We start from the raw sequence: 20,892 nt of genomic DNA on the forward strand, positions 1-20,892 counted from the left end.
CGATTGCGTTGGATTGGGGCGGGATGAGTCAGCGGCGGCGACTGGAGCGCCAGCCGAACGGCCCAGGCAGATCGACGGACGTGGTGCGCCGGCCGGTCGAACTGATCGTGTGGTGCGGGCCGGACCCGCCGCCCAGCGTGATCGACCACGAACGGGCGTTCACGTTCAGACGAACACCCGGGAAGATCCGGAACGACTTGCGGAACGTCAGCGGCATCAGGCGGCCTCACGATCGGTCTCGTCGGAAACCCCGAACGCCTCGGCGTTCGGGGAGCCGTCCCAACCGGCCCAGTCGGCAACCCGGTCAGCCGCCTCCGAACACGCGTCCTCAAGCGGACGCCGGCCGCGCGGCATCGGCGAAACCCAGCCCGCGACCGCGAGCCAGCCCAACCCCACAGCTGCTACGACGGTCGCGGCAAGTGCGGCACCGACCATGACGCCGGCCCCACGGAACGACCCGAACAGCGCCCAGCCAGCACCAACAGCAGTAGCCGCGGCGACCAGTTCGCGGGAGCGAGCCAGCATCAGAAACACCGGGGCGGCAATCGCACTCTTCGCAGCCATCACACCTCACCGCCCGCGGCCTCGTCGTGCGAGCGTGCCGGGCACTGGTCAACCCAGCAGCGGTGCAAGCCGCACGAGTCAGGGTGCTCGATCGTCAGGGAGTGCCACAGGTCGTCCGACATGGTGATCGGCTCCAGCACGGTCGCCATCACGCCACCTCGGAGTACTGCGCGCCGTACATCTCGATCGCGTGCAGCTCGTCGTACAGCGACGGCTCGCCCGGGTGCGCCCGGTCATAGTCGGATGCCGCAGCGATGTGGCGCAGCTCCCCCGCCCAGTCGCCCCGGCTGCGGGCCTGGACATAGGCGGTGACCGTCGTCGCCCGGAACGCGTGGTCCGGGTCCAGCTGCGGCACCAGCGTCATCGCGCGGGCCTGAGCAGCCAGCGGGCTGCGCGACGCCAGATCGGCATCGGACAGGGAACGCAGGGTGGAGATGTTCATGATCAGGCCACCTCTTCAGACGGGTAGTTGACGGCGGCGTCGCGGAGGAACTCCGCCAACGCGGCCTGGGCAATGCGGAATCGGGGTCGGCCACGGCCCTTGGCGATGTCGATCGCTTGCAGGCGGCCGGACTTGATCAGCTGCCGCACGTGCTGCGGCGTACCGCCGAGACGCTCGGCGATCTCTCTGGTCGTGAGGTAACCGCCCACAGGGGCGGCAGAAGCAGACGTCACTGGGTGCTCCCCTGAAGTCGGTCGGGGTTGGGCAACTAGATGGAAGCACAGTGCTACAGAGCAATCAAGAGAGCTACACAGCAATGCAGCGATTTTGAGGCATAGAAAAAGCCCCCACCCGAGCAGGTGGGGGCACAGAGAGGCAGGTCAGGCAGGGAAGTCGTAGACGAGCAGGTATCGCGACGCGTCCAGAATCATTCGGTTGACCTCCACGATGCGGCCGTCAGCGCGCATGGCGGAGCGGCACATCTCCACCACGGGAGTGGCCGCCGCGAGCTGAAGATCCTCGGTTTCGTCCGCAGTCGGCATCCGGCAACGGAGTTCCTCGCGGAACTTCACTGGGCCGTATCCAGCCTCTCGCAGTCGCGCATAGATCCCTCCAGGTCCGGAATCGAGCTGCGTGATCCGCGTACCGCGCGCAAGATCCTCGGGGATGTACGAAGCTGACCGCATCACCGAGACGCCATCGACGACATACTTCCGGCTCCGCCGATAGACCAGTTGACTCTCATCAACGTCGAGCATTCGCGCCACCTCGGCTGGGGCGGGGAGGTGCTCGATCTGAACGTCCACGGCCACGAGGTCTCGATCGTCGATGTCAACGTCCCAGATGGACCGACCTTCCCCCCACTGGGCGGTCCGCAATCGCTTGTTGGCGTTGCGGACAATCGGCTGCCAGGAGCGCACGTAGACGCCGGCCCCGACTCGGGCTTCGGTGTACCCCTCGTCGCGCAGTGCAGCCAAGGCGCGGCGGGCGGTCCCAACTGCCACGCCCTCCAACTTGGCGATCTCACGTTCGGGCGGCAACACGCTGCCCGGAGGGTAGGTTCCGTCGCCGATCTGCCGACGCAGCTTGTCGGCGATCTCCTGGTACTTAGGCGGTTCGCCGGACTGACGCGGCACGCGTGCTCCTTCGGGACGAATTCGTATAGAGCAACGCTACCCGCTATACGTAACCGCTGGTCAATGACCGTTCTGTGAGGGGTCGCGTACAAGGGGTGGATAGAATTGCTCTATAGCGCTACGGTTCTTCGTAGTCGGAGTGTGACAGTGAGCACACAGCGCAAGCGGACGCCCCTGCCCATGAAGCCGAAGGGTCCTTATGCCCGAGCCAGCCGAGCGCACCGCGCTCTACCGCCTGTACGACGTCAACGACCGTCTGCTGTATGTAGGGATCACCGCTAACCCCAAGGCTCGCTGGTCAGCCCACTCGCGCGACAAGCACTGGTGGCCCGAGGTGGCCCGCAAGGCGATCGAGTGGTTCGAGACGCGCAAGAGCGCCGAACGCATCGAGAAGATCGAAGTCGAGGAAGAGCGTCCGCGCTACAACAAGGTCTTCAATGGATCCGAGCGGCGGATGGAGCTCCACAACGAGGGCGTCGCCCGCGCCGCAGCCGAGGCCCGAGCTTTGGCGGCCCTAGAGCCAGATACCGGCGAGAGATTCCCGCCGTTCTGGGGCGCGAACGACTGACGCGCTCCCCGTCGCGTTCCGGCCATTCCAAGATCCCAACCCTCGCGCTCCTGCGAATCGGGGCGAAGCGTACATCGTTAAAAATCGGCGCAGGTCGCCCCGACTGACATGCTCACGAAAGTGAGAATATGTCACCCCGGTGCAGGTCAGAGGCCTACTGGATCCATCCGGGGGTCTTCGGGGGCGGCGGTAGGTTCGTCCCAACGCCACGCTCCGGGCCATCATCACCCGCTCGGAAACGTGAAAGGCCGGGCGGTCATCACCCGCCCGGCCAGTTCAACCAGCGGGTCATCACCCCGCTGGTCAGGAAGTCCCGTCTCGTCAAAGAAGGAGCTCGGTCATGAGCTTAGAGCAAGCTGCCCAAATCGAGCAGCCCCACTTCTCCCCCGCCGGGCCTGCGGCCCGTCTGTCTCCCGCGCTGATCCATGGCCAGCCTGTCTGGGTTCAGTGCCCTGTGTGGTGTGTGGCCGACCATGTGGCCGAGAACGAGGGCTTCCTGGAGGATGTCGCGCACTCCGGGGCGATGGTCGATCTGGTGGTGCCGGGTGGTGAGCCGTCGTACCGGTTGCTGGTGCATGCCCGGCTGGGTTCGGATCCGTTCGGCCCGCGGCCTGAGGAGCGTGGCCCGTTCGTTGTGATCGACGACGGTTCGGAGGGCCATCATCTGTCGGCCGTGGAGGCGGAGGAGTTCGCTGTCCGGCTGGTGGCGTTCGCCGAGCAGGTGCGGGCGCGGGCCCGGCTGATCTCGGGCAGCGCGGCATGAGCGCCGAGGTCTTGGGGCGGTTTCCGGCGGGTGGTCCGCGGGGTTCGTGGCCGGCGGAGGAGTTCGCGGCGGAGCAGCCTGCGAGGAGCAGTCCTGCGGCGGCGAGCGCAACGGCGGCGGTACGGGTGTGGTTCATGGGTCCCCCAAGCGGTGAGGGGGCTATTGCACTGCCGAACGGCGTTGCTGGCGACTGGTGTTGCCGAGTCGTGATGACGGCCTCCGCCTCTCCGCGGGGCTAGCCCCGTAACCGCAGCACCCGTAGCCAAGTTGACCGGTCATGGATGATCTCGCTGCTCCCGTGACCGGAACCTACTCCGATGCTCCGCGCGAACCGTTGATCACTCTGGTGGAGGCGCGGGATGTCGTGCGGCTGCTGATGCATTTCGCCGAGACGAACGGGCCGGGCTCGGACGAGGAACTTGACGCCTACGCCTTGGCCACCGAGCTGGCGGGCCGGCTGCCGTCAGAGTGATCGACGCGCCTCACTGGCCGGACCGTTCAGGGCCGGTGCGGGCGATGGCGCGGACGGTGAGGGCTGAGGCTTCGCTGTCGAGGAGTTCGGCGCCGGCTTCTCCGTCGAGGCCGGTGATGCGGATCGTGGTCGCGACGTACTCCAGGAGGGCGGCGACGGCGAGGCAGCTGATGTAGGGCTGGCCGTCCGTGCCGGTGACCAGCGGCAGGTGCAAGGTCAGGTTGCGGCGGGGCTCGCTCATGTCGCCTTCACGGTGATGCGCTGGCCGTCCCAGTGCAGGACGGCAGGGATGCTGACGGTGACTTCTTCTTGGCCGCGCCGGAAGTGCAGGCGCAGTTTTCCGACGCCTGACTGTGCGCAGGAGACGTCGAACTCGTATCCGTGCCGCCAGGCCCAATGCGCTGTTTCTCCTGGGCGCATGTGGATGTCGACGCGGTGATCCTCGTTGCCGCAGGCCTCGTCGTCGGTCATGTCGGCTCCTGGCCGTAGCGGCTGGTCCAGTAACGGCGGTCGTCGGCGGTCGTGCCGTCGCTGGCTGCCGAGTTGCCCAGGTCGGCGAGCGTGTGGCGCAGCAGGAATTCGGCGGACTGCCATCCGGCGGCGATGCCCTGCTGTGCGAGGCGGGCGTCGGCCATCGTGGATGCCTCGGCGTTGCGCGCGGCTTCGGCGGCTTTGGCGGCGTACTGGTCGGCGAGGGCACGGAACGGGGCGAGCGGCTCGATCTGGTCAGGCATGGTCGTCTCCGTCGGTGGTGGGGTCGACCTCGTCGGCCCAGTTGGCGAGTTGCTGGCCCAGACGGCGAGCTTGGGCGGGGCTGAGCAGGACGGCGCGGTCGCTCTCGGCGTCGATGGAGAGGCGCAGCCACGGCCAGGGGATGCCGTCTTCGGGCTGGTCGTCACGTCCGTCTCGGGTGATGTGTGAGGGGATGAGCGCAAGGCCTACATCACCGCCGCGCGGATCGTCCTCGTCGGGCAGGATGTGCGAGCCCTGGTAGATCCACGGCATGCCGAGGTCTTCTGGGTCGCCGTCGCCACCAATGCCTTCGATGGTCGCGTAGATGCTCACGAGCCCTCCTCGGGCAGGTGCAGGTCGTCGAAGGTTCCGGGCCAGTCGTGTAGTGCGGGCTGGCGGGTGGCGGGCCAGGGCAGGCCGTCCGCGCCGAGGTCGGAGTAGTAGCCGGGGGCGTCGAAATGCCGGGGCTCGTCGGCGGCGAGGTCGAGGAAGGCTTGCTCGTCGGGGTCGAGGGGCTGGGTCACGGCTCAACCCCACGTCAGGGTGACGGTGTACCGGGTTCCGGGGAGGTCCGTGTCGCAGCGGTGGACGCCGCCGTGGCCGTCTTCCAACTCGCACAGCTGGCCCACGAATCCGAGGTCATCACCGTGGTACTCAGAGGTGCACAGACCTTCGTCGATCTCGTCCTGGATCTTGGCGAGTGCTGCCGTGTAGGGCATGCCGGTCTCGGCTTGGAGGGCACGGGCTTTCTTCTGTGCCGTCGACTTCGACTTCTTGGTCATCGGGCTTCCTTCCGGGCGGGGTTGGGGTGGCGGAATGCCTCGTCGGGGTCGAGGGCGGTCATTTCGCCCCACTTCCGCCGCCGATGACGGCCGCCGCGACAGCGAGCCATCCCTTGTGCCACGACTGATCCATGAGGTAGCCGGCGCCCGGGTCGCGTTGTAGCCATCCCGCGTGTCCGGTGGCTGCGGCGAGGCGGACGACGCCGCGCGGTTCTGGGTCGCGCCAGTGGCCTCCTTGCCTGTCGGCGATGTAGTGGGTTCCGGCGGAGATCGCGAGGCCGAGCGCTGCACGCCGCCAGTCGAGGCGCAGGCCGAGGAGTCGGTTGGCTGCGTACAGGGCGGCGGCCTGGGTGGCGGTGTACGTCGCCACGTGCGCGGCGCATGCTTTGACGCCTTCGGGGCCGGGCTGGCCTTTCGCGACGGCTTGGGCGTCGATCTGCACCCAATGATCAGCTACGTCGTGGGAGGCGGAGAGGGCTGCCCATACGGCAGCGGCACGAGCGGCAGAGTCGGTCATTTCGGTTCCTTCCGGGCGGGGTTGGGGGCGGCGATCGTGCCGGGGCGGCGCGTGGCTCCCGGGGTTGATCGGAGCATGCGCTCGGGGTCGAGGCTCTGAGCGCCGTTCTGCGGCTTGATCAGACCCCCACACCCTCGCTCGGTGCCGGGTTGGGGGTCCCAGACGCTCTCAGAGCCACCTGAGCCCTTCCCCGGGGGGCGTTTCGGGTTGAGAGAAGGTGCAGTCACGCCCCAACTCCGTCCACTGTCCCGGTTTGTGGCGCTTCGAGACCTAGCTGGAACGCCGCAAGGTCGACGGCCTCACGTATCGACAGCTCTCCGTCCGACGCCGCCCGCAGGGCCAGCGCCCGGACATGGAGATCCTCGGCCAGTGCCTGCTGCTCCGGCGTCAGGTCCCGAGCCTTGCCCTTCGGGCGCCGCGTCGGGCCCCAGTGGTCGTCGGTCACGACGCCTCCCCGGGTACGACCACGATCACGGGCTTCCTGGGTGTGCGGAGCGCGTACTCGACCTCGCTGCACATGTTGGCGACGGTGTCGCACCAGAGGGCCATCGGATGATCAAGGGGCAAGTAGCCCTCGGCGAGCTGGCGTTCGGCTTCGCGTTCGGCGACCTGGGCTCGGCGCTCGTTGACGACCGCGCGGGTGCGGCTCACCGCCGTCTCGGCTGCCTCCAACCGCTCGTACAGCGCGTCCAACTCGTCGTCGGTGATCGTGTCTGCGGTGTGTCTCATCGCTGCCTCCTGACGGGTCGGGCTGTCGCCCGGCGGGTGGCTCGGTTGGGGCGGGGTTCGGGCGCTTCGTCGTCCACGACCCGCTCGACGGGCCGGAGTTCGGTCTCCCAGAGGGCGCCTGGGGTTCCGGTGTGCTCGCCGCGCCGGCTGGACGACGGCCCGCTCACGTCCGCCTCCCGGCACGGGACCCGGTGACGATCCGCCCGGCCGCATCGAGGTGCCCGTCCGCGGTGGCGAGCATCCGCACCGCGCGAGCCAGGACGTCAGCCGGCGGCTCGTAGCGGTAGCAGCGGCGCAGGATCTCCGCCGTCCGCTCGTGCAGTGCCGGGGCCAGCGGGCGCGGGGCGTTCACGCCGCCCACCCCCGCGGCCGGATGACCGGCCCGCCGAGGATCCCGAGCCTGAACGCGTTCCCCACCCCGTGCGCCTTGTCGCGGGCGCCGAGCTTGGCCAGCAGGCGGCGGATGTGCGTGGCGACCGTGCCCGTCGACAAGCCGAGCTCGACGGCGATCCTCGCGTTGGGCAGGCCGCGGGCTATCCCTTCGAGGACGGCGAGTTCCCGGGCGGACAGCGGGGCGCCGACGCGGGGCGGGGGCAGGGTCGTCATCGCTGCGTCTCCTCGGGCTCGGGCTGCTCGGTGACGGTGGTGGTGCGCCGCATAAGCCGGTGCTCCCAACTCGGCTGCATTCGGCGCCGGACGGCGAGCTTGTCCAGGGCCGTGGCCCGGGACCCCCAACTCCACACGGCGCCCGAGGCCTGCTGCCACGGCTGGCTCGGGGCGGGGCGGGACTGGATGAAGTAGCTGATCGAAACGGCAGCGGGCTGGTCGGTCATGGTTCCTCCGGTGGTGGTCGTGCTGGACTGGGCGGGTGCGGCCCCGGATAGGCGCCGGGGCCGCACGGTGGGCGTCACGAGGCGGGGCGATTGGCGAGCTCCAGCAGCACGGCCGCGTGGCAGTGGTCGGGCTGGCCGGGCTCGGGGAGCGGGCAGTAGCAGGCAAGGTTCTTGCCGCGCAGTTCGTGCAGCCCGTCGAGGAGGCGCTTGCGGGTGGCGGCGGCTTCGGGGCCCATCCACCACTGGTCGGAACCGCGTACCCAGGAGTGGAACGCCATGTGGCACGCCTGGCGGGCCTGCTCGGGCGATTCGGCTCCGAGCCACTCGATAGCCCCGGCGAGGGTGAACGGGTTCCCGAACCGACTGGGCCGGGTGACGATCACGGTGTTAGCGGGCTTCCGCCAGCCCTTGTTGCGGCGGCGCTGGATGCGGGAAGGCTGCTCGCTCATCGCCGGGTCCCCTTGGCCTGCTGCGCCTCGGCTTCGACGGTGTACGTGGTGGTCGTGCGGACGATCCGGCGGCGGACATCGGCCCCGTCATCCCGCCACCTCGGCGCCCGCTCAACCGCCAGGGCCAGTCGGCGTTCGGCTTCGGGCTTCGTCGTGAGGGTCCCGAAGGGCACCCACTGCTCGGCGACCGGGTCGTAGAGCTCCACGCGCCACTGCGACTCCGACGGCCACGCCTCCTCGGGCTGCTGCGCCTCATCGGCCATGCGGCTCGGTGTGATCTCGACTGGCACGTAGCCGATGCCGAGGCGGACTGCGATCCGCAGCCGGTGGTGCCCGTCCCATAGGCGGCCGTCCGAGCCGATGAGCACGGGCATGGTGATGCCGTTCTCGCGGATCTGCTGTTCCAGCTTGGCCAGGTAGCCGGTCGCGGCATGACGCTTGTCGAGGTCGGCCCACTCCTCGTCCCACGACCAGTCCTGCGAACCGCAGCGCACCTCGGCGAGCACGCGCTTCAGTGGCCACACCTCCACCTGTTCACGGAGGTCGGTGGCGACGGGCGCGGGCAGGATGGCCATCACGGCGTCTCGGATCGCGTCCTGCGGGCGCTGGTCGCCGAGGCCTGCCTGCCAGCGGGCGAAGACGTCGTCGATCGCGGCGGCGATCCGGTCGCGCAGGGCGGGCTGGTCGGTCATCGGCCGTCTCCCGTCAGCGGGATGAGGACGTCGGCGTAGCACTCTGAGCAGAACCCGCCATCGGGCAGATCCTCGGACACGAGCGGCGTCAGGCTGCGCCAGTCGGCATGCGTCCGGCCGTGCACCCGGCAGAACAGGACGGTGGGCTCCTCGGGGCGTCGGTAAGCAGCGACAGGCTGGTCAGTCATCGGGTTCCTCCGGATCGGTTCAGGGCTTGGTGATGTGGAGCCGGCGTCGTCCGGCGCCGGGCTGCTGGTCGGGGATCACGTGGTAGTCGTGGGCGCGGAGTTCGGCCGCGTAGAGATCCAGGGCGTCCTGCTCCCCGGGCCCGTCGTGGAAGACGTTCACCTGGCGGCGGCCGTCCTGCGCGACGCGGTAGCCGGGGTCCCAGTCGCCGTCGGCCCATTCGGACGGTTCATAGCCGCCGTAGGCGAGCACGGCGTCGATGTCACGGGCTCGGACGTGGCGCGGCATCAGTGGGCCGCCGCCCGGTCGGCGATCTTCGCGAGCTTGGCGCTGAGGACGGTCTCGGGGTTGCCGACGAGCGAGGCGAGCGCCACGGCGGCCGTGACGATCACGTCGCACAGTTCGTCCTGGACGTCCGGGACGATGTGCGTGATCCCCTTGCGCGGGTTCTGGCCCTGCACCCCGATCCAGGCCTGGGCGACCTCCCCCGCCTCCTCGGTGATCTTCAGTAGGCGCAGGGTGATCTCTGCGTCGCTGCGCCCGTTCTTCGAGTCGAGCCAGTCCACGAGGCTGCGGATCGTGGACCACTGGTCAGTGCTGAGCATGGGTTCCTCCGGGTCGGGTGGTCGGGGCGGTCAGGCGGGACGGCGTTGGGCACGGTGGGCTCGCTGGCGGCAGGCGTCGGAGCAGAAGCGGGCAGGGCGCCCGGGGCCGGCACGGAGCAGGAAGGGGCGTCCGCAGCCGACGGCTTCGCAGAGGATTTCGTTACGCATTTCGTGACGCAGAACGTCGATGGGTGGAAGCGGCTCGGCATCAACTCGCGTCTGCTCCCACAAGATCCGGGCTATCCCGTCCGTCCCGCGCCCCTCCCGGCGCCGCGACGGCGTATCCCAACCCGTCCGCGGACGCAGGACCGCAACCTGCCGCCAGCCCACCGCCCGCAGGCTCGCCCCCGACTCCCCGTCCTGCGTGTACGTGACGATCCGCCGGTAGCCCTGCTCCGACGCGCTCCGCCAGGCCGCCCCGTACAAGGCCGAGCAGGCGTTGGGAGTCCCGTCCGTCGCCACACGAGTGACCTCGACCGTCAACCCGTTGTCGAACGAGCGGGCAACAGGCCGCCCGACGATGGCCACACCGACCGTCCGAACACCGGCCACTACACGGATGCTGAACTTGTGGCCGACCGGACGCCGGTGATGGCGGTGCAGGGCATCCACCAAGTCGCAGGCCTCATCGAACGAGCGCGCCGGAACGATCTTCAGCCGGGCCCGGCCATCGGCCGTCACGACCGGCCCCCCGTGAAGGCCCGGCGCGCGGCGCGCAGGATCTCGTCCAACCGGCGGGCCGCCTCGCCGTCGCGCGAGTCGAGGAGATCGGCGACCTCCTGCTCCTCGATCTCGACATGGATGCGGCGCTCACCGTGACGGTGGTTCATGTAGATCCGGTCCATCGGGCTTCTCCTCGGGTGTAGCAACGGGCCAGGGGGCGGCCACGGCGGTCGTCGTGGCACGGCGGGGGTCAGGCGGCGGGGCGGTGCTTGCGGCTGATGGCGGCGAGGAGGGCGGCCCGGTGCTCGGCTGCTCGCGGGTCAGGTCCGGTTGGGGCCCGCTTGGCCTTCAGGCGGGCCTGTGCGGGCCGTGAGGCGCCGAACGTGCCGTCGGGCACCCCCTCGGCCATCAGGCGCTCCAGCGGCGTCATGCCGCGGCCTGCTCGGCTTCTTCGTACCGGCGGGCGTGGACGGTGGCCCGCTCCCGCCCGTCCTCGTGGCACGGGACGGTCGGCTCGACCTGGCAGGCCGGGCAGCATGCGGTCAGCTCAGCCCAGGCGGACACCCGCTGCGGGTGCAGCGAACCGCCAGTCAGCAACCGGGTCTTGCCCGCTTGGCAGGGCTTGTGTGCGGCAACCCCGCACCAGGGGCAGGCGACGGAGCGGGCCGGGTGCTGGCCGGCGCGCAGAGTGTGGCGGATCGACTCGGGCATCGGGGCTTGGGAACGTTTCACGGGTTCCTCCTCTGGTCGGTGCAGGGCTTGCAGTCGCAGGTCTGGCCGGGGTCGTCGTCGAGCCGGTCGCGGTGCTCGGTGGCGACGACGTGCTCGCGGTACGCCTCCAGGGCGCGCATCCAGGCGTCGGGCGGCTGGGGTGGCGGCGGGTCGGGTGGACGGGTGCCGGTGGGCCAGGCGCCGGCCCGGTAGCCGGGCGGCTTCGGCGGCGGGGCCGTGGCGGGTGGGCTGGTGCGGCGGGCGTTCCCGGCGCGGATCTGGTCCCGGAGGTAGCGGCCGAGGTCTCCCTGCTTGCGCATCGCCTTGACGTCGTCGCGCTCCAGCGGCTCATCCACGGGGCACTTCCTCGTCGACGATCTCCGCGTCGTGGATGGCCTGTTCGGCCTCCAGGCGCTCAAGGGCCCGCCGCGAGGCCTCACGGACCCTCTGCTCCTCTGCGGCCCGCTGTTCGGCGCTGAGCCCCGTCTCGCCGCTGGCGGCGCGGGAGCGGGCCGTGTGCGGCTTCGGGAGGGGCTTGCCCAGCGGATGCTTGGCGGTGGCCCGGCCGTTGTTGCACGGGAAGCCGATCTCGGCGGCGCAGGCCGGGCACTTGACGCCGAGCGGACCGGAACGGCGCACCGTGTCGACGAGCGACTCCTCGTCGGAGTCAGGCACGTCGCGGCCAACAGCGAAGCCGCGGGCCTCCAGTTCCTCGATGAACCGCTTGGACGGGCCGCCCGACAGCATTGGCTGGCCACTGGGTCCGGCTATGCGGCCGGAGGCGATGGCCTTCACCTGCCCGCGGAGGCGGCCGAGGTACTCCGCGATGGTCTCGTCGGGCTGCGGCTCGTACTGGAAGTTCTCCAACCGCTGGTTGCGGATCTTGGTGCGCAGGGTGCGGACGTGATGCGGCAAGATCCACAGGCGCTCGTTCGGGTTCTGCGGCGGAGTCGTGTAGTAGCTGGCGACAGCAGCCTTGGCGTCCGTGTCGAACGGGACGTCGTGCAGGGCGGAAGCCCAGGCGATGGCGGCTGCCTCGGAGGGCTGGCGGTTGTCGAACGCGGTGCAGTGGCTGAGGAGTTCAGCCGCTTCGGGGACGTTCACGCGGAATCTCCGTTCGCGTACTTGGCGGCGATGGCGGCCCAGCCGGCGACCTTGGCGTCGGTGCCTGTGAGGGGCCGGCCGGAGGCGAGGTCGACGACGTTGCCGATGGGGGTGGGGGCCGGAGCGGCGTTCATCGCCTGGTTCACGAAGCTGGGGATCGTCGAGGGGTCGGCACCCTTGGCCATCCACAGGGCGAGGCCGCGGCGGATGTCGTCCGCGGCGATGCCGTCATCGAGGAGCTTCTTGATCTGCTTGCCGACGCGGCCGATGACGGAGCCGGGTGGTCGCTTGGCGCAGCGCTCGATCCACTCACCGACGATCTGGGCCGCGCCGACCAGACCGGCCTCTGTTGCGGCTGTATCCGTCGCGCCGACGAAGTCGGAATCCTCGACGACGACAAGCTCGACTTGATCGCCCGCATCAGCCGACGCGTCTTGTATGGGGCTGGGGTTAGGGGCAGGGGTAGGGGCAGGGGCAGGGGCCGCGCGCACGTGCAGGGCCGCGCGCCCGCGCGTAGAGCCTTTCGGACCCCCTTCGGCTGGGGTATCGGAGGGGGTTCCCGAAGAGGTTGCAGAGGGGGTTACCGAACCCCCTTCCGTGGGGTCGGGTTCGGGGTTCTGGAAGGCCTTGCGAAGGGTGTCGATATGGGCAGAAACCTGGCTGCGGATCGATGGCCCCTCGCCGCCGCCGCGAAGCTTCGCCGGCTCGTCACTCAACTCGCCGAGCGGGATGCGGTCGGCCTCGGCGAGGAGGGCGCGCTGGAGCCGCTTGGAGGAGATCTCCAGCGCGCCAGACACCATGGCACCCATGACCTTCGGCATGCGCCAGACACCGTCGTTACGGATGAACGAGCGGATGAGGAGCTCTTCCGTCTCGTCGTCCATGACGATGAACCGGGCCGCCTCCAGCGACTGGAGGAGCTTCTCCAGTTCTGCTGAGGTGAGCCCGCGGGCCTTGCGCGCCCAGCGCCGAAGCGTGAGGTCGAGCAGCCCGGCGTGATTCAGGTTCGGCTGCGAGATCAGGAACAGGTAGAGGCGCTGCTCCCTCTCGTCGAGCGCGAGGAAATCAGCGTCCTCCCAGATGCTGGTGAGGATTCTGCCGTGGCCACGTGCCATGAGGTCGGTCTTCTTCCTGGCGGTACGGGTAAGGGGTGCGGGTGCCGGGCTAGCGGGGTGCGGCGCGGGCCGGGCGGGAGGCGGTCACGCGGCGGCTGCCAACTGCGGCTGGGTGTGCCGTTCGATGTCGTCGCCGGTGATCGCTTCGACGAGCGCGCTCACGATGACTTCGGCGCAATTCGGGGTAACGGCATTACCGTATTGACGGACTTTCTCCCGTTTTGAACCGAGCACGATGTACTGGTCGGCGAAGGACATGGCCCGGCCGATCTCGTGGGGTTCGAGCATCCTGAACCGGACGTCGTCGATGTCGACCTGGCCCTGGACGAGGGCGTACCGATCGCGGGTGGAGAGCGTGCCGACGGGTTCGGCGACAGGCCGGGCCTGGCCGTTGCCGTAGTAGGGGACAAGCAGGGACTGCCAGTCGACTGCTTCCGGTGTGACGAGGCCGTGGTGGTTGCCGTTGGCGGAGACGGTGCCGAGGGCTTCGCGGATGGAGCGGCCGCGGAGCTGGTCGCCGCCGCCGCGCATGGTGACCATGAACGGGAGCCAGGCCAGGCCGGTTTCGTTGCGGGCGGTCTGGGTGCGCAGCGGGTTGTTCGCGCTTGCGGGCTCCTTGCCGTCGCGGCCCTCGACCGGGATGAGGAGGGGCGGGATGACGAGGCCGTCGTTCTCGCGGGTGGTGCGGCAGGCCATCGGGTCCAGGACGCTGGACGGGTCGTCACGCCAGGTGCCGCCCGCGGGGACCATGAACGGCTCGTAGGCCATGGCCTTGGTCGCGGTGGTGGTCTGTGTCGTCATGGGCGCGTCGATGGGCCAGGTGCGTACCCCGGGGCGCCGCTCGAAGGTGTTGCCCGCCGCCTCCAGGGTGATGGGGCGGGCGAACTTGTCGAGGCCGGCCTGGATGCGGGCGAGGGTCTTGTCCGCGAGGGGCTTGGCCCGGTCGCCGATCCGCCGGCCTGGCAGCGTCCAGTCGATGGCGACTGCGGCGGGCAGTGTCTCCGGTTCCACGATCTGGCTGCGGCAGGTGGTGTTGGGGCAGCGGTAGACGTATTGCTGCCTGTAGCGGCCCATGTCGCGGCCGGGGGTCTTGAACCGCTGCACGGCCTGGACCCACTGCTCGCAGCCGGGGCACCAGGCGCGCGGGCGCAGCCACTTGTCCCAGTCCGGGGTGCGACCGAGGCTGCGGTGCCAGTACGCGACGTACAGACGGTCGCGGGACTGAGGCGCCCTGTGGACGGTGCGGGGGTCGGCGTGCATCGAGTTCAGGGCGATGACCCGGGTCTCGTAGCCGAGCTTCCTGATTTCGCCGATCCAGCGGTCCCACTGGTCCCAGGCCCGGACGTCGACGACGTTCTCGACGACGCCGGCCTTCACCAGCCCGCCGCGTTGCTGGACGCCCCGCAGGTACATGGGGACTTCCTCCATCAGTGCGCGGGAGCGCTCGACCTCCTCGGAAGGGGCGAAATCGTCGCCGAACAGGTCGCCTTGCTGGCTGGTGGCGAAGTCCCGCTTCTTGCCGCGGGCGTTCGACCACTGCGGGCACTCCGGGGACGCCCAGAAGATGTCGGTGACTGGCCACTGCTCGACCGGAGCCTCGCGGATGTCACCGCGGTAGTGGTCGACTTGGGGGAAGTTCGCGGCGTGCGAGTCGATGGCCTTCTGCCAGTGGTTCGCCGCGCGCTCGACCCGGACGCCGGGGATGGCGTGCATGCCCTGCGAGCTGCCGCCCGCACCGCAAAACCAGTCCATGACGGTGAGCGCGTCGTTGTCGTTGCGGTACATCACGCTGCCTCCTTGTATGCGCTGCGGTAGATCTGGAGTGCGCGCTGGAGTCCGTCGCGGGTGACGCCGAGGCGTTCGGCGGCCTGTTCGCGGGTGTAGCCCTGGGCTTCGAGTTCGAGGCCGTCTTCGGATAGGGCGATGTAGCGGGGGACGTGTTGGCCGGTGTCTTGCTGGGCGGCGGGGTTGTCGATCGTGTCGTCGTCCCAGGCTGCGGGCGGTCCCCAGGAGAGTCGGGCGGCTCGTCGCCGGTTGGGTTCGCAGTCTCCGGGGCGGTTGCCGAGGCTCTTGTAGGCGAGCGTTACGGCATCGGCTGTCCGGCCGTCGACGACGGTCCAGTGGCCGTTCAGGAGAAAGCTGAGGGTGGCGATGTGGAGGCCGCTCTCAGCAGCGATGGCCTGGCGGGTGTGGCCGAGAGCGATGAGCGCCCGGAGCCGGCGGGTCGTGCCGGTGGCGGGCCGGTCGGAGATCCCGTCGAAGGAGTTCGGCCGGACAGCGAGGAGGCGGAGGGCCTGGTCGCGGCGGCAGGTCTTGCTTCGCCCGGACAGGAGGTAACTGATCGTCCCCTGGGCGAGGTCGGCGTGGCGGGCAATGAGGGTTTGGCTCATGCCGCTGGCGAGGAGCATCTCGATGTGCGGTACGAGTTCGGCGCGGGGGATGCGGTTGGGGCGCCCTTCGAGGATGTTCCGGGCGCGCTGGACGCCGTAGAGGCGGTTGGCTCGGGTGCATGCCTGACAGCGGCAAGGGCGGCGGGTTCGCGTGCCCTTGTAGCGCCGGTAACTCCCGTGCGGCGGGAGGGCCTTCGTCGCGGTGGTCACTGCTGCTCTCCCCTCGGGGTGTGGGGGTGGTCGTCGTGGTCGGTCTGGTAGCGGCGGGCCTGCGGTTCTTTGCGCCGCTGTACGTGTCCGGCGATCCAGCAGGTCAGTGCCCAGGTGCCGCTGACGGCGAGGCCCAGGAGCGCCAGCCCCATGAAGATGGCGAGGCACCGGACGGCGAGGATCAGGAAGGAGAGGCTCATGCGGTCCACCGCCTGACGGGGATGCCGGCTTCTTCGGCCAGGGCGGCGGTGTGGCTGGCGCCGCGGCTGCCGTTCTTGATGAAGGCGAGGCAGAGGTCGGCGCCGAGGTGGACCATGTGGGCGTTGCGGATGAAGCCGGCGCGCTTGCCGTTGGCCTGCCAGTTGGCGGGGTGCGCTTCTTCGGCGACTCCGAGAGCACGGTTCTGACGGGTCCACCAGGAGGCGATAGCGTCCGCGCCTCGGGGGCATGCGCCGTGGACGATGACCGCGGGTACGTTCTGGTAGATGGCGGTGGCGAGGTTGTCGCGGACCATGTCGATGTCGTCCCAGTCGCGAGAGCCGGTGACGAGGATGCGGTAAGGCTTCATGCCGCCTCCGCCCGGTCTGCGTTGGTGCGCTTGCGGTAGACGGCGATGCGGTGCCCGCGGGTCGAGGGCGCGGTCGACGGGACGAACTCCCCTGTGCCGATGAGGTAGTTGTGGCTCATGCCGCGGAGTACACCGGGCAGGACTCCGGCGGCGACGTCGGGGAGCTGGTCGCGGAGGTCGTTCGCCGAGACGGTGTCGTGGTCGCGGATCCAGATGAGGACGGCCTGGGCGACGACCTTGCGGTCCCAGTCGGAGGCCTGGCGGACCAGCTGTGCGAGGGTCTTGTCGCGGACATCGGCGGCGACCTCCTCGGCGAGGGTCAGGCGCTTGCTCATGACGTGGCTCCGATCCGGTCGAGCAGTGGTCCCGAGTCGAGCTGTCCGTCTTCGTCTTCGAGGGCGGAGAGGCTGTGGCACCGGGTGCAGAGCTTGATCTCTTTGAACTCGGCCCAGCCGTTGGGCACCCATTCGAAGGAGAAGAGGGGCAGCGTGCGGCGGCAGCGTCCGCAGGGGCCTTCGGTGGGCGGCTGGAGGCGGGCCACGGTGTCCGCGACCTTCTCCAGCTCGCCGACGATGCGGGCGGCGTGGCCGACGCAGGACGCGCACCAGTCGAGACCGGCCGGGGGCTGGGCGGGCAGCGGGTCGAGGATGACGGGCGGCGAGTTGGTGACGCCCCAGCCGTGCGCCCCGCACAGGCCCTGCTTGCCCGCGAACTGGCCGTCCTCGCGCATCACGTGCAGGCGGCGGACCTGCTTGGCCCGGCGGCCCGTGGCGGCGTGATAGCCGCGGTAGAAGGCCCTCACGACGTGGCCTCCGGGGTTCCGTACTGCTCAAGTTCGGCGTCGGTCATCAGCCCGTGCGGGACGTGGCCAGTGCGCAGCACGTCGCGGACGTCGGCGGCTGCCTGGCGGTAGGTGTGGTCGCGGGCGGCCCTGTGTGCCTCCGCCGGCGTCACCTCGTCCACGAAGAGGTCACCGATAGGGGGCTTGGGGGCCATCGATTCCCACCGCTGGGCGAGGTCGGCGAGCGCGTTGCGTACCTGGCGTTCGCCGGTCAGCGGGACCATCGGCCACTCGCTGTCGACCACCGCGTAGGGCGACAGCCTCCGCAGGTGCTGCTGGAGACTGGTTGCCTGTTCGGCCGCCCACCGGATCTGCCACGCGTGCAGTTGCTCGGGGTGGACCTGGAGCTGCGGGAACTTCTCGGCTATCGCGACGGCCACTTCGACCGCGGCGAGCGCGTCCGCGTCCGCAGCGTGCGCGGAGTCCAGGATCACGCCGTAGTGGACGGCGAGAGCCTCCAACCTCCGTGAGCCTTTGCGGTACTTGTCGGCTTGCTTGTCGAGGATGAGTGGGTCGATGACGGGACCGGGGCTGGTCGCGGCGCCGATGCGCTCGTGGAGGGTCTTGAGCCCGTGGCGGCGTAGTTCGCGGTCGAGGACGGTGAAGTCGTAGCGGGCGTTCATGGCGACGACTGGCTGGCCCTCGTTCAGGGCCGCGGCGAGGTAGGCCGCGACAGCCTCGGCAACAGCCGCCGCGGACTCTCCGTCAGCCATCGCCTTCGCGGTGGTGACGCCGTGCACGGCCGCAGCTTCGGCAGGGATGTCGACGCCCGGGTTGGCGAGCCAGGTCAGCGTGACTGGTGCGAGGTCGGCATCGATGCGGAAGACAAGGGCGGCGGTGACGATCCGGGCGGTCTCGACGTCCACGCCGGTGGTCTCCAGGTCGAAGCCGACCAGGGGTTCGGTGTGCCAGCTCACGACGCCTCACCTGCCTCGATCTGGAACGGGTTGAGGTGGTTGAGTTGGCCGGCCCGCCACGCCTTGGCGATGGCGTCCCTTCCGCCGTCGACGGGGCGGACGGAGTGGAACGTGCTGCGGGTCGCCCTGATCTCCACCCCGCCGACTTCCTCGACGACACCGGTCTCCTTGTCGGCCACCTCGTTGCATCCGGCGGCTGTCATCTCAGCGAGGAGGGCGGTCGTGTACGCGGGCCGGACTTCGGTGACAAGCCGAGTGGTCACGTTGTGCGGGGAGTTGACGCGGACCCAGGCCAGGAACTTGTCCGGGTCGGTGACCACAGCGGTCGGCTTCGGGTCGGTGCGGGAGATGGTCGCGACCTTGGTGCCGTCCGGCAGGGTGGCGTTGACCTTCGAGACGTCGTTGCCTACTAGCGCTTCCTGCATCGAGGCCTTCACCTCCTTGAGGCGGTCGTTGACGGTGTCGGAGAGGGCTTTGAGGGCGGCCTCTTCTAGGGCGAGCTGCGCGAGATCCATTGCTTCTCCGGTGTGCTTTGCTGGTGGGTGGCCCGCCCCGAATCCCGCGGGGCGGGCCGATGTGCGCGGGGGTCAGGCGGCGGGGCGGATCTGTGCGGCGAGCGCGCGGATCGCGACGGTGCTGGCTTTCTCGATCGGCATGCCGAGGGCGGTGGCGGCGCCGTTCTCGAAGTCGTCGAGCCGGGCCTCGGCGGCGGCCACGCGAAGTTCGGCGATCGCGTCGGCGTGCTCGTCCGCGGGCTCGTCGACGATTTCGCCGTCCACCACGTCGTCAGCCTTGGTCTTTTCGGCGGCGGATTTCTGCTGGCCGACCTCGGCGATCTGCGCCAGATACTCCGGGCGTGCGCCCTCGGTCTTGGCGTCCTGCCAGATCAGCCGAACCGTTGCCGCGTCCGGCGCGGCGTGCGCCTCGTGCAGGTAGTCGCGTCCTGCGGGAGTCAGCGACTCCGACGGCAGATCTGCCGTGGCCGCCTGGACGGTGGCCGCAGGGGTGGCCCACTGGTCGGTCTGGCCCGGCTCGACGCGGCGCAGCTGATGTACTTCTGCCTCCATCGGCAGCCCCTCGGAGTCCACGCGGGCGCCGAGTTCCTCCGGGGTGTAGATCGCGCCGTGCAGCACCTCGGGGCACGCCGACCGGACAGCCTCGGCGATTGCGCGGGCGCGCAGCATCGCCCGCGGGTACTTCTCCCAGCTTTGAGGCTCGCCCTTCTGACTGCGCGAGTAGGGCCGGTTGTTGCGGATCTCACACAGCCCGGCGGTGACTGCGTCGTCGTAAGTCCAGGTGATCGCGTTCTCGAACTCGGGGTCATCGGTCCGCCAGATGCTGACGGTGCACTGGCCCGGTTCCTGCCGGATGCGGACCTTGTGGCCGGCGGATCGGGTCCGGGACAGCATCAAGTCGGCGGACTGGGTGGGCTTGCCCTTGATTACGTGGATGGTCGTGATGGTGGTGACGACGTCCAGGCCGAGGGCGCGGCCGTATTCCATGGCCCACAGGACAGAGGCGGCGTTGCGCCGGTAGGCGTCCGGCAGGAGGGGGGTGTCGGAGAGGGACTGGCAGAACAGCCAGGCCTCGTGGGGGGTCATGTGGCCCAGGGAGAGCGCGCCTCCTGGACGTTGTTGGGAGTCAGCCCTAACGAGTTCGTTGCTCACTTCTGGTGCTCCTGTTCGCTGTTGAGCTTCGTGATCTGTGCGGAATGGGTGTCGTGTGGTGGGGCCCGGTCCCTGGCGGGGGTGGGTCAGGGACCGGGCCCTGGGCGGCCGGAGCGGGATGGGGGCGCTCGACGGCCGCGTCTATGGGTGCGAGCGATCAGGCCGCGTCAGCAGCCCGCTCGGCCTTTCGCGCCTCGTAGTCGTCGTGCCACTTCTGCGGGGCGAACCCGGCCTTCTCGGCGGCTTCCCATGCGAACTCGCCGATCTCCCCGTCCTCCAGGTCGCCGGCCGTTTCGGCTACGACGGCCTGAGCGGCTCGCGGGTCCGCGTTGTACAGGGCGTCCAGGTAGCGGTAGGCCATCCAGGCATGGGTCGCGGCGAGGCAGTGGGCGAGGAACTCGTCGGGCTTGTCCTTCGACTTGCCGCTCATCTCCCAGACCGACCGGAGTGCCGTGTCCAGCAGCGACTCGCCTGTCTCGCGGATGTCGATCGTGACCTCGTACCGGGACCGGTCCCCGTCCGCGAACGCCGGGTCGGACAGGTCGGCGTCCTTGGAGCCGGCGGCGAGAGTCCACAGCCACGACCGGTGGGCGCCGTCGAACGACGCCTCCTTGCAGGGGTAGATCCCTGCGTGCCGCATCGGCATCTGGGCGCCGAGGAAATCGTCGGCGAAGACCAGGAGCGGCCTGTCGTTGCCTGTCAGGCGGGCGTGCAAGAAGGTGCCCGTGTTGAAGCGGGCCAGGAAGCCGGAGTCGAAGGCGGGGAAGGCTGTGCCGTCTGTGGCGGCCTCGACCTGCTTGCGGAGGACGCCACGCCAGTCGGGGAACTCCAGGTCCGTGTTGACGGTGATACTCAAGTCGCTTTGCGGGCCCTCGAACACGAGCCGGTCCTTCGCGGCGCTGATGGTGATGAGGCCGGCGCCCTTCATGGTGTCGATCCATTCGCGGATCGAGCGGAAGTGTTCACCGGGGATGGTGCGCGCCCACGGCTCCTGCTGCTCGTCGTCGTGGCTGAGCTGGTAGCGGGCGACGGCGATGGTGTAGCGGTCGGAGGCGACGGCGTACAGGTACTTGGCGTCCACGTCGAGGCGGATGCCGTGCAGGGCTTCGTTGTACTCGCTGCCCATGTGGTTGGCGGTCTTGTCGAGGAGGAGTTGCAGCTGGTGAGCGTTGATCGTGACGGACACGAGGTCTCCCGATGAGAGATGCTGGTTGGTGAGCCCCGCCCGAATTCGCC

Annotated in this window: 42 protein-coding genes and 1 pseudogene; 3 read left to right on the forward strand and 40 right to left on the reverse strand. The window is 69.6% G+C overall.

Features of this window, described 5'->3' with window-relative positions; translation table 11 throughout:
- Positions 1-28: 28 nt before the first annotated feature.
- From N4G70_RS28970 to N4G70_RS28995, 6 genes are all read right to left on the reverse strand, one after another.
- On the reverse strand, positions 29-217 hold the full coding sequence (locus N4G70_RS28970; RefSeq protein ID WP_261715707.1) for a DUF4236 domain-containing protein: 189 nt from the start codon (positions 215-217) through the stop codon (positions 29-31).
- Positions 217-564: a hypothetical protein gene (locus N4G70_RS28975; protein ID WP_261715708.1), complete on the reverse strand. Its 348-nt coding sequence runs from the start codon at positions 562-564 to the stop codon at positions 217-219. The genes N4G70_RS28970 and N4G70_RS28975 overlap by 1 nt, the downstream gene beginning before the upstream one ends.
- On the reverse strand, positions 564-713 hold the full coding sequence (locus N4G70_RS28980; protein ID WP_261715709.1) for a hypothetical protein: 150 nt from the start codon (positions 711-713) through the stop codon (positions 564-566). The genes N4G70_RS28975 and N4G70_RS28980 overlap by 1 nt, the downstream gene beginning before the upstream one ends.
- Positions 713-1,006, reverse strand: a complete 294-nt coding sequence (locus tag N4G70_RS28985) for a hypothetical protein (RefSeq protein WP_261715710.1) — start codon at positions 1,004-1,006, stop codon at positions 713-715. The genes N4G70_RS28980 and N4G70_RS28985 overlap by 1 nt, the downstream gene beginning before the upstream one ends.
- 2 nt (positions 1,007-1,008) lie before the next feature.
- Positions 1,009-1,239 (reverse strand): helix-turn-helix domain-containing protein, encoded by a 231-nt coding sequence (locus N4G70_RS28990; RefSeq protein WP_261715711.1) that lies wholly within the window; start codon positions 1,237-1,239, stop codon positions 1,009-1,011.
- A 147-nt stretch (positions 1,240-1,386) separates the two neighbouring features.
- Positions 1,387-2,142 carry a GntR family transcriptional regulator gene (locus N4G70_RS28995; protein ID WP_261715712.1) on the reverse strand — a complete coding sequence of 252 codons (756 nt, stop codon included), beginning with the start codon at positions 2,140-2,142 and terminating at the stop codon, positions 1,387-1,389.
- 199 nt (positions 2,143-2,341) lie between these two features.
- On the opposite strand from N4G70_RS28995, the gene N4G70_RS29000 reads away from it, so the two are divergent.
- The 3 genes from N4G70_RS29000 to N4G70_RS29010 all read left to right on the forward strand — a co-directional run bounded on the left by N4G70_RS29000 (position 2,342) and on the right by N4G70_RS29010 (position 3,945).
- Positions 2,342-2,710 carry a GIY-YIG nuclease family protein gene (locus N4G70_RS29000; protein ID WP_261715713.1) on the forward strand — a complete coding sequence of 123 codons (369 nt, stop codon included), beginning with the start codon at positions 2,342-2,344 and terminating at the stop codon, positions 2,708-2,710.
- A gap of 340 nt (positions 2,711-3,050) precedes the next feature.
- Complete coding sequence (locus tag N4G70_RS29005; RefSeq protein WP_261715714.1) at positions 3,051-3,473, forward strand: DUF6907 domain-containing protein; 423 nt, start codon at positions 3,051-3,053, stop codon at positions 3,471-3,473.
- 277 nt (positions 3,474-3,750) lie between these two features.
- On the forward strand, positions 3,751-3,945 hold the full coding sequence (locus N4G70_RS29010; protein ID WP_261715715.1) for a hypothetical protein: 195 nt from the start codon (positions 3,751-3,753) through the stop codon (positions 3,943-3,945).
- A gap of 10 nt (positions 3,946-3,955) precedes the next feature.
- On the opposite strand, the gene N4G70_RS29015 is transcribed toward N4G70_RS29010, so the two are convergent.
- The 34 genes and pseudogenes from N4G70_RS29015 to N4G70_RS29180 form a co-directional block, all read right to left on the reverse strand.
- On the reverse strand, positions 3,956-4,186 hold the full coding sequence (locus tag N4G70_RS29015; protein WP_261715716.1) for a hypothetical protein: 231 nt from the start codon (positions 4,184-4,186) through the stop codon (positions 3,956-3,958).
- Complete coding sequence (locus N4G70_RS29020) at positions 4,183-4,416, reverse strand: hypothetical protein (RefSeq protein ID WP_261715717.1); 234 nt, start codon at positions 4,414-4,416, stop codon at positions 4,183-4,185. Before N4G70_RS29020 ends, N4G70_RS29015 begins: the two co-directional genes overlap by 4 nt.
- Positions 4,413-4,679, reverse strand: coding sequence for a hypothetical protein (locus tag N4G70_RS29025; protein ID WP_261715718.1), 267 nt, complete (start codon positions 4,677-4,679; stop codon positions 4,413-4,415). The genes N4G70_RS29020 and N4G70_RS29025 overlap by 4 nt, the downstream gene beginning before the upstream one ends.
- Positions 4,672-5,010 (reverse strand): hypothetical protein, encoded by a 339-nt coding sequence (locus tag N4G70_RS29030; RefSeq protein WP_261715719.1) that lies wholly within the window; start codon positions 5,008-5,010, stop codon positions 4,672-4,674. The genes N4G70_RS29025 and N4G70_RS29030 overlap by 8 nt, the downstream gene beginning before the upstream one ends.
- Positions 5,007-5,201 (reverse strand): hypothetical protein, encoded by a 195-nt coding sequence (locus N4G70_RS29035; protein ID WP_261715720.1) that lies wholly within the window; start codon positions 5,199-5,201, stop codon positions 5,007-5,009. Before N4G70_RS29035 ends, N4G70_RS29030 begins: the two co-directional genes overlap by 4 nt.
- 3 nt (positions 5,202-5,204) lie before the next feature.
- Positions 5,205-5,459 (reverse strand): hypothetical protein, encoded by a 255-nt coding sequence (locus N4G70_RS29040; RefSeq protein ID WP_261715721.1) that lies wholly within the window; start codon positions 5,457-5,459, stop codon positions 5,205-5,207.
- Positions 5,460-5,517: 58 nt separating this feature from the next.
- Positions 5,518-5,976 (reverse strand): hypothetical protein, encoded by a 459-nt coding sequence (locus N4G70_RS29045; RefSeq protein ID WP_261715722.1) that lies wholly within the window; start codon positions 5,974-5,976, stop codon positions 5,518-5,520.
- Between the two features lie 223 nt (positions 5,977-6,199).
- On the reverse strand, positions 6,200-6,421 hold the full coding sequence (locus tag N4G70_RS29050) for a hypothetical protein (protein ID WP_261715723.1): 222 nt from the start codon (positions 6,419-6,421) through the stop codon (positions 6,200-6,202).
- Positions 6,418-6,705, reverse strand: a complete 288-nt coding sequence (locus tag N4G70_RS29055) for a hypothetical protein (RefSeq protein ID WP_261715724.1) — start codon at positions 6,703-6,705, stop codon at positions 6,418-6,420. Before N4G70_RS29055 ends, N4G70_RS29050 begins: the two co-directional genes overlap by 4 nt.
- A 163-nt stretch (positions 6,706-6,868) precedes the next feature.
- Positions 6,869-7,057 (reverse strand): hypothetical protein, encoded by a 189-nt coding sequence (locus N4G70_RS29060; RefSeq protein ID WP_261715725.1) that lies wholly within the window; start codon positions 7,055-7,057, stop codon positions 6,869-6,871.
- Complete coding sequence (locus N4G70_RS29065; protein ID WP_261715726.1) at positions 7,054-7,311, reverse strand: response regulator transcription factor; 258 nt, start codon at positions 7,309-7,311, stop codon at positions 7,054-7,056. The genes N4G70_RS29060 and N4G70_RS29065 overlap by 4 nt, the downstream gene beginning before the upstream one ends.
- A complete protein-coding gene (locus N4G70_RS29070; protein ID WP_261715727.1) occupies positions 7,308-7,538 on the reverse strand; it encodes a hypothetical protein in 231 nt (76 codons plus the stop codon). The genes N4G70_RS29065 and N4G70_RS29070 overlap by 4 nt, the downstream gene beginning before the upstream one ends.
- A 74-nt stretch (positions 7,539-7,612) precedes the next feature.
- The gene (locus tag N4G70_RS29075) at positions 7,613-7,987 is read right to left on the reverse strand and encodes a DUF4326 domain-containing protein (RefSeq protein ID WP_261715728.1); all 375 of its coding nucleotides are present in this window, start codon (positions 7,985-7,987) and stop codon (positions 7,613-7,615) included.
- Positions 7,984-8,679 (reverse strand): ParB N-terminal domain-containing protein, encoded by a 696-nt coding sequence (locus N4G70_RS29080; RefSeq protein WP_261715729.1) that lies wholly within the window; start codon positions 8,677-8,679, stop codon positions 7,984-7,986. Before N4G70_RS29080 ends, N4G70_RS29075 begins: the two co-directional genes overlap by 4 nt.
- Positions 8,676-8,867: a hypothetical protein gene (locus tag N4G70_RS29085; protein WP_261715730.1), complete on the reverse strand. Its 192-nt coding sequence runs from the start codon at positions 8,865-8,867 to the stop codon at positions 8,676-8,678. Before N4G70_RS29085 ends, N4G70_RS29080 begins: the two co-directional genes overlap by 4 nt.
- A gap of 19 nt (positions 8,868-8,886) precedes the next feature.
- Positions 8,887-9,153, reverse strand: a complete 267-nt coding sequence (locus tag N4G70_RS29090) for a hypothetical protein (RefSeq protein ID WP_261715731.1) — start codon at positions 9,151-9,153, stop codon at positions 8,887-8,889.
- Positions 9,153-9,470: a MazG-like family protein gene (locus N4G70_RS29095; protein WP_261715732.1), complete on the reverse strand. Its 318-nt coding sequence runs from the start codon at positions 9,468-9,470 to the stop codon at positions 9,153-9,155. Before N4G70_RS29095 ends, N4G70_RS29090 begins: the two co-directional genes overlap by 1 nt.
- A 30-nt stretch (positions 9,471-9,500) precedes the next feature.
- Complete coding sequence (locus tag N4G70_RS29100; protein ID WP_261715733.1) at positions 9,501-10,151, reverse strand: XF1762 family protein; 651 nt, start codon at positions 10,149-10,151, stop codon at positions 9,501-9,503.
- Positions 10,148-10,315, reverse strand: coding sequence for a hypothetical protein (locus N4G70_RS29105; RefSeq protein ID WP_261715734.1), 168 nt, complete (start codon positions 10,313-10,315; stop codon positions 10,148-10,150). The genes N4G70_RS29100 and N4G70_RS29105 overlap by 4 nt, the downstream gene beginning before the upstream one ends.
- A 68-nt stretch (positions 10,316-10,383) precedes the next feature.
- Entirely contained in the window at positions 10,384-10,563 is a 180-nt protein-coding gene (locus tag N4G70_RS29110) for a hypothetical protein (RefSeq protein WP_261715735.1), read from the reverse strand.
- On the reverse strand, positions 10,560-10,865 hold the full coding sequence (locus tag N4G70_RS29115; RefSeq protein ID WP_261715736.1) for a hypothetical protein: 306 nt from the start codon (positions 10,863-10,865) through the stop codon (positions 10,560-10,562). The genes N4G70_RS29110 and N4G70_RS29115 overlap by 4 nt, the downstream gene beginning before the upstream one ends.
- Positions 10,862-11,200 (reverse strand): hypothetical protein, encoded by a 339-nt coding sequence (locus N4G70_RS29120; protein ID WP_261715737.1) that lies wholly within the window; start codon positions 11,198-11,200, stop codon positions 10,862-10,864. The genes N4G70_RS29115 and N4G70_RS29120 overlap by 4 nt, the downstream gene beginning before the upstream one ends.
- Positions 11,193-11,948: a hypothetical protein gene (locus N4G70_RS29125; RefSeq protein WP_261715738.1), complete on the reverse strand. Its 756-nt coding sequence runs from the start codon at positions 11,946-11,948 to the stop codon at positions 11,193-11,195. Before N4G70_RS29125 ends, N4G70_RS29120 begins: the two co-directional genes overlap by 8 nt.
- Positions 11,945-13,063, reverse strand: coding sequence for a hypothetical protein (locus N4G70_RS29130; protein ID WP_261715739.1), 1,119 nt, complete (start codon positions 13,061-13,063; stop codon positions 11,945-11,947). Before N4G70_RS29130 ends, N4G70_RS29125 begins: the two co-directional genes overlap by 4 nt.
- Positions 13,064-13,147: 84 nt before the next feature.
- A complete protein-coding gene (locus N4G70_RS29135) occupies positions 13,148-14,848 on the reverse strand; it encodes a DNA cytosine methyltransferase (RefSeq protein ID WP_261715789.1) in 1,701 nt (566 codons plus the stop codon).
- Positions 14,848-15,663 carry a hypothetical protein gene (locus tag N4G70_RS29140; RefSeq protein WP_261715740.1) on the reverse strand — a complete coding sequence of 272 codons (816 nt, stop codon included), beginning with the start codon at positions 15,661-15,663 and terminating at the stop codon, positions 14,848-14,850. The genes N4G70_RS29135 and N4G70_RS29140 overlap by 1 nt, the downstream gene beginning before the upstream one ends.
- Complete coding sequence (locus N4G70_RS29145) at positions 15,660-15,863, reverse strand: hypothetical protein (RefSeq protein WP_261715741.1); 204 nt, start codon at positions 15,861-15,863, stop codon at positions 15,660-15,662. The genes N4G70_RS29140 and N4G70_RS29145 overlap by 4 nt, the downstream gene beginning before the upstream one ends.
- Complete coding sequence (locus N4G70_RS29150; protein WP_261715742.1) at positions 15,860-16,231, reverse strand: DUF2493 domain-containing protein; 372 nt, start codon at positions 16,229-16,231, stop codon at positions 15,860-15,862. The genes N4G70_RS29145 and N4G70_RS29150 overlap by 4 nt, the downstream gene beginning before the upstream one ends.
- Positions 16,228-16,566: a hypothetical protein gene (locus N4G70_RS29155; protein ID WP_261715743.1), complete on the reverse strand. Its 339-nt coding sequence runs from the start codon at positions 16,564-16,566 to the stop codon at positions 16,228-16,230. The genes N4G70_RS29150 and N4G70_RS29155 overlap by 4 nt, the downstream gene beginning before the upstream one ends.
- Complete coding sequence (locus tag N4G70_RS29160; RefSeq protein ID WP_261715744.1) at positions 16,563-17,033, reverse strand: hypothetical protein; 471 nt, start codon at positions 17,031-17,033, stop codon at positions 16,563-16,565. The genes N4G70_RS29155 and N4G70_RS29160 overlap by 4 nt, the downstream gene beginning before the upstream one ends.
- Before the next feature lie 254 nt (positions 17,034-17,287).
- A pseudogene (locus N4G70_RS29165) lies at positions 17,288-17,989 on the reverse strand (exonuclease domain-containing protein); the annotation flags it as partial.
- Positions 17,986-18,504, reverse strand: coding sequence for a hypothetical protein (locus N4G70_RS29170; RefSeq protein WP_261715745.1), 519 nt, complete (start codon positions 18,502-18,504; stop codon positions 17,986-17,988). The pseudogene N4G70_RS29165 and the gene N4G70_RS29170, both read right to left, overlap by 4 nt.
- 72 nt (positions 18,505-18,576) lie before the next feature.
- Entirely contained in the window at positions 18,577-19,590 is a 1,014-nt protein-coding gene (locus tag N4G70_RS29175) for a recombinase RecT (protein WP_261715746.1), read from the reverse strand.
- Positions 19,591-19,813: 223 nt separating this feature from the next.
- Positions 19,814-20,842, reverse strand: a complete 1,029-nt coding sequence (locus N4G70_RS29180; protein WP_261715747.1) for a hypothetical protein — start codon at positions 20,840-20,842, stop codon at positions 19,814-19,816.
- Positions 20,843-20,892: the final 50 nt, after the last annotated feature.

It is taken from the genome of Streptomyces sp. ASQP_92 (genome assembly GCF_025399895.1).
Taxonomy (GTDB): Bacteria; Actinomycetota; Actinomycetes; order Streptomycetales; family Streptomycetaceae; genus Streptomyces.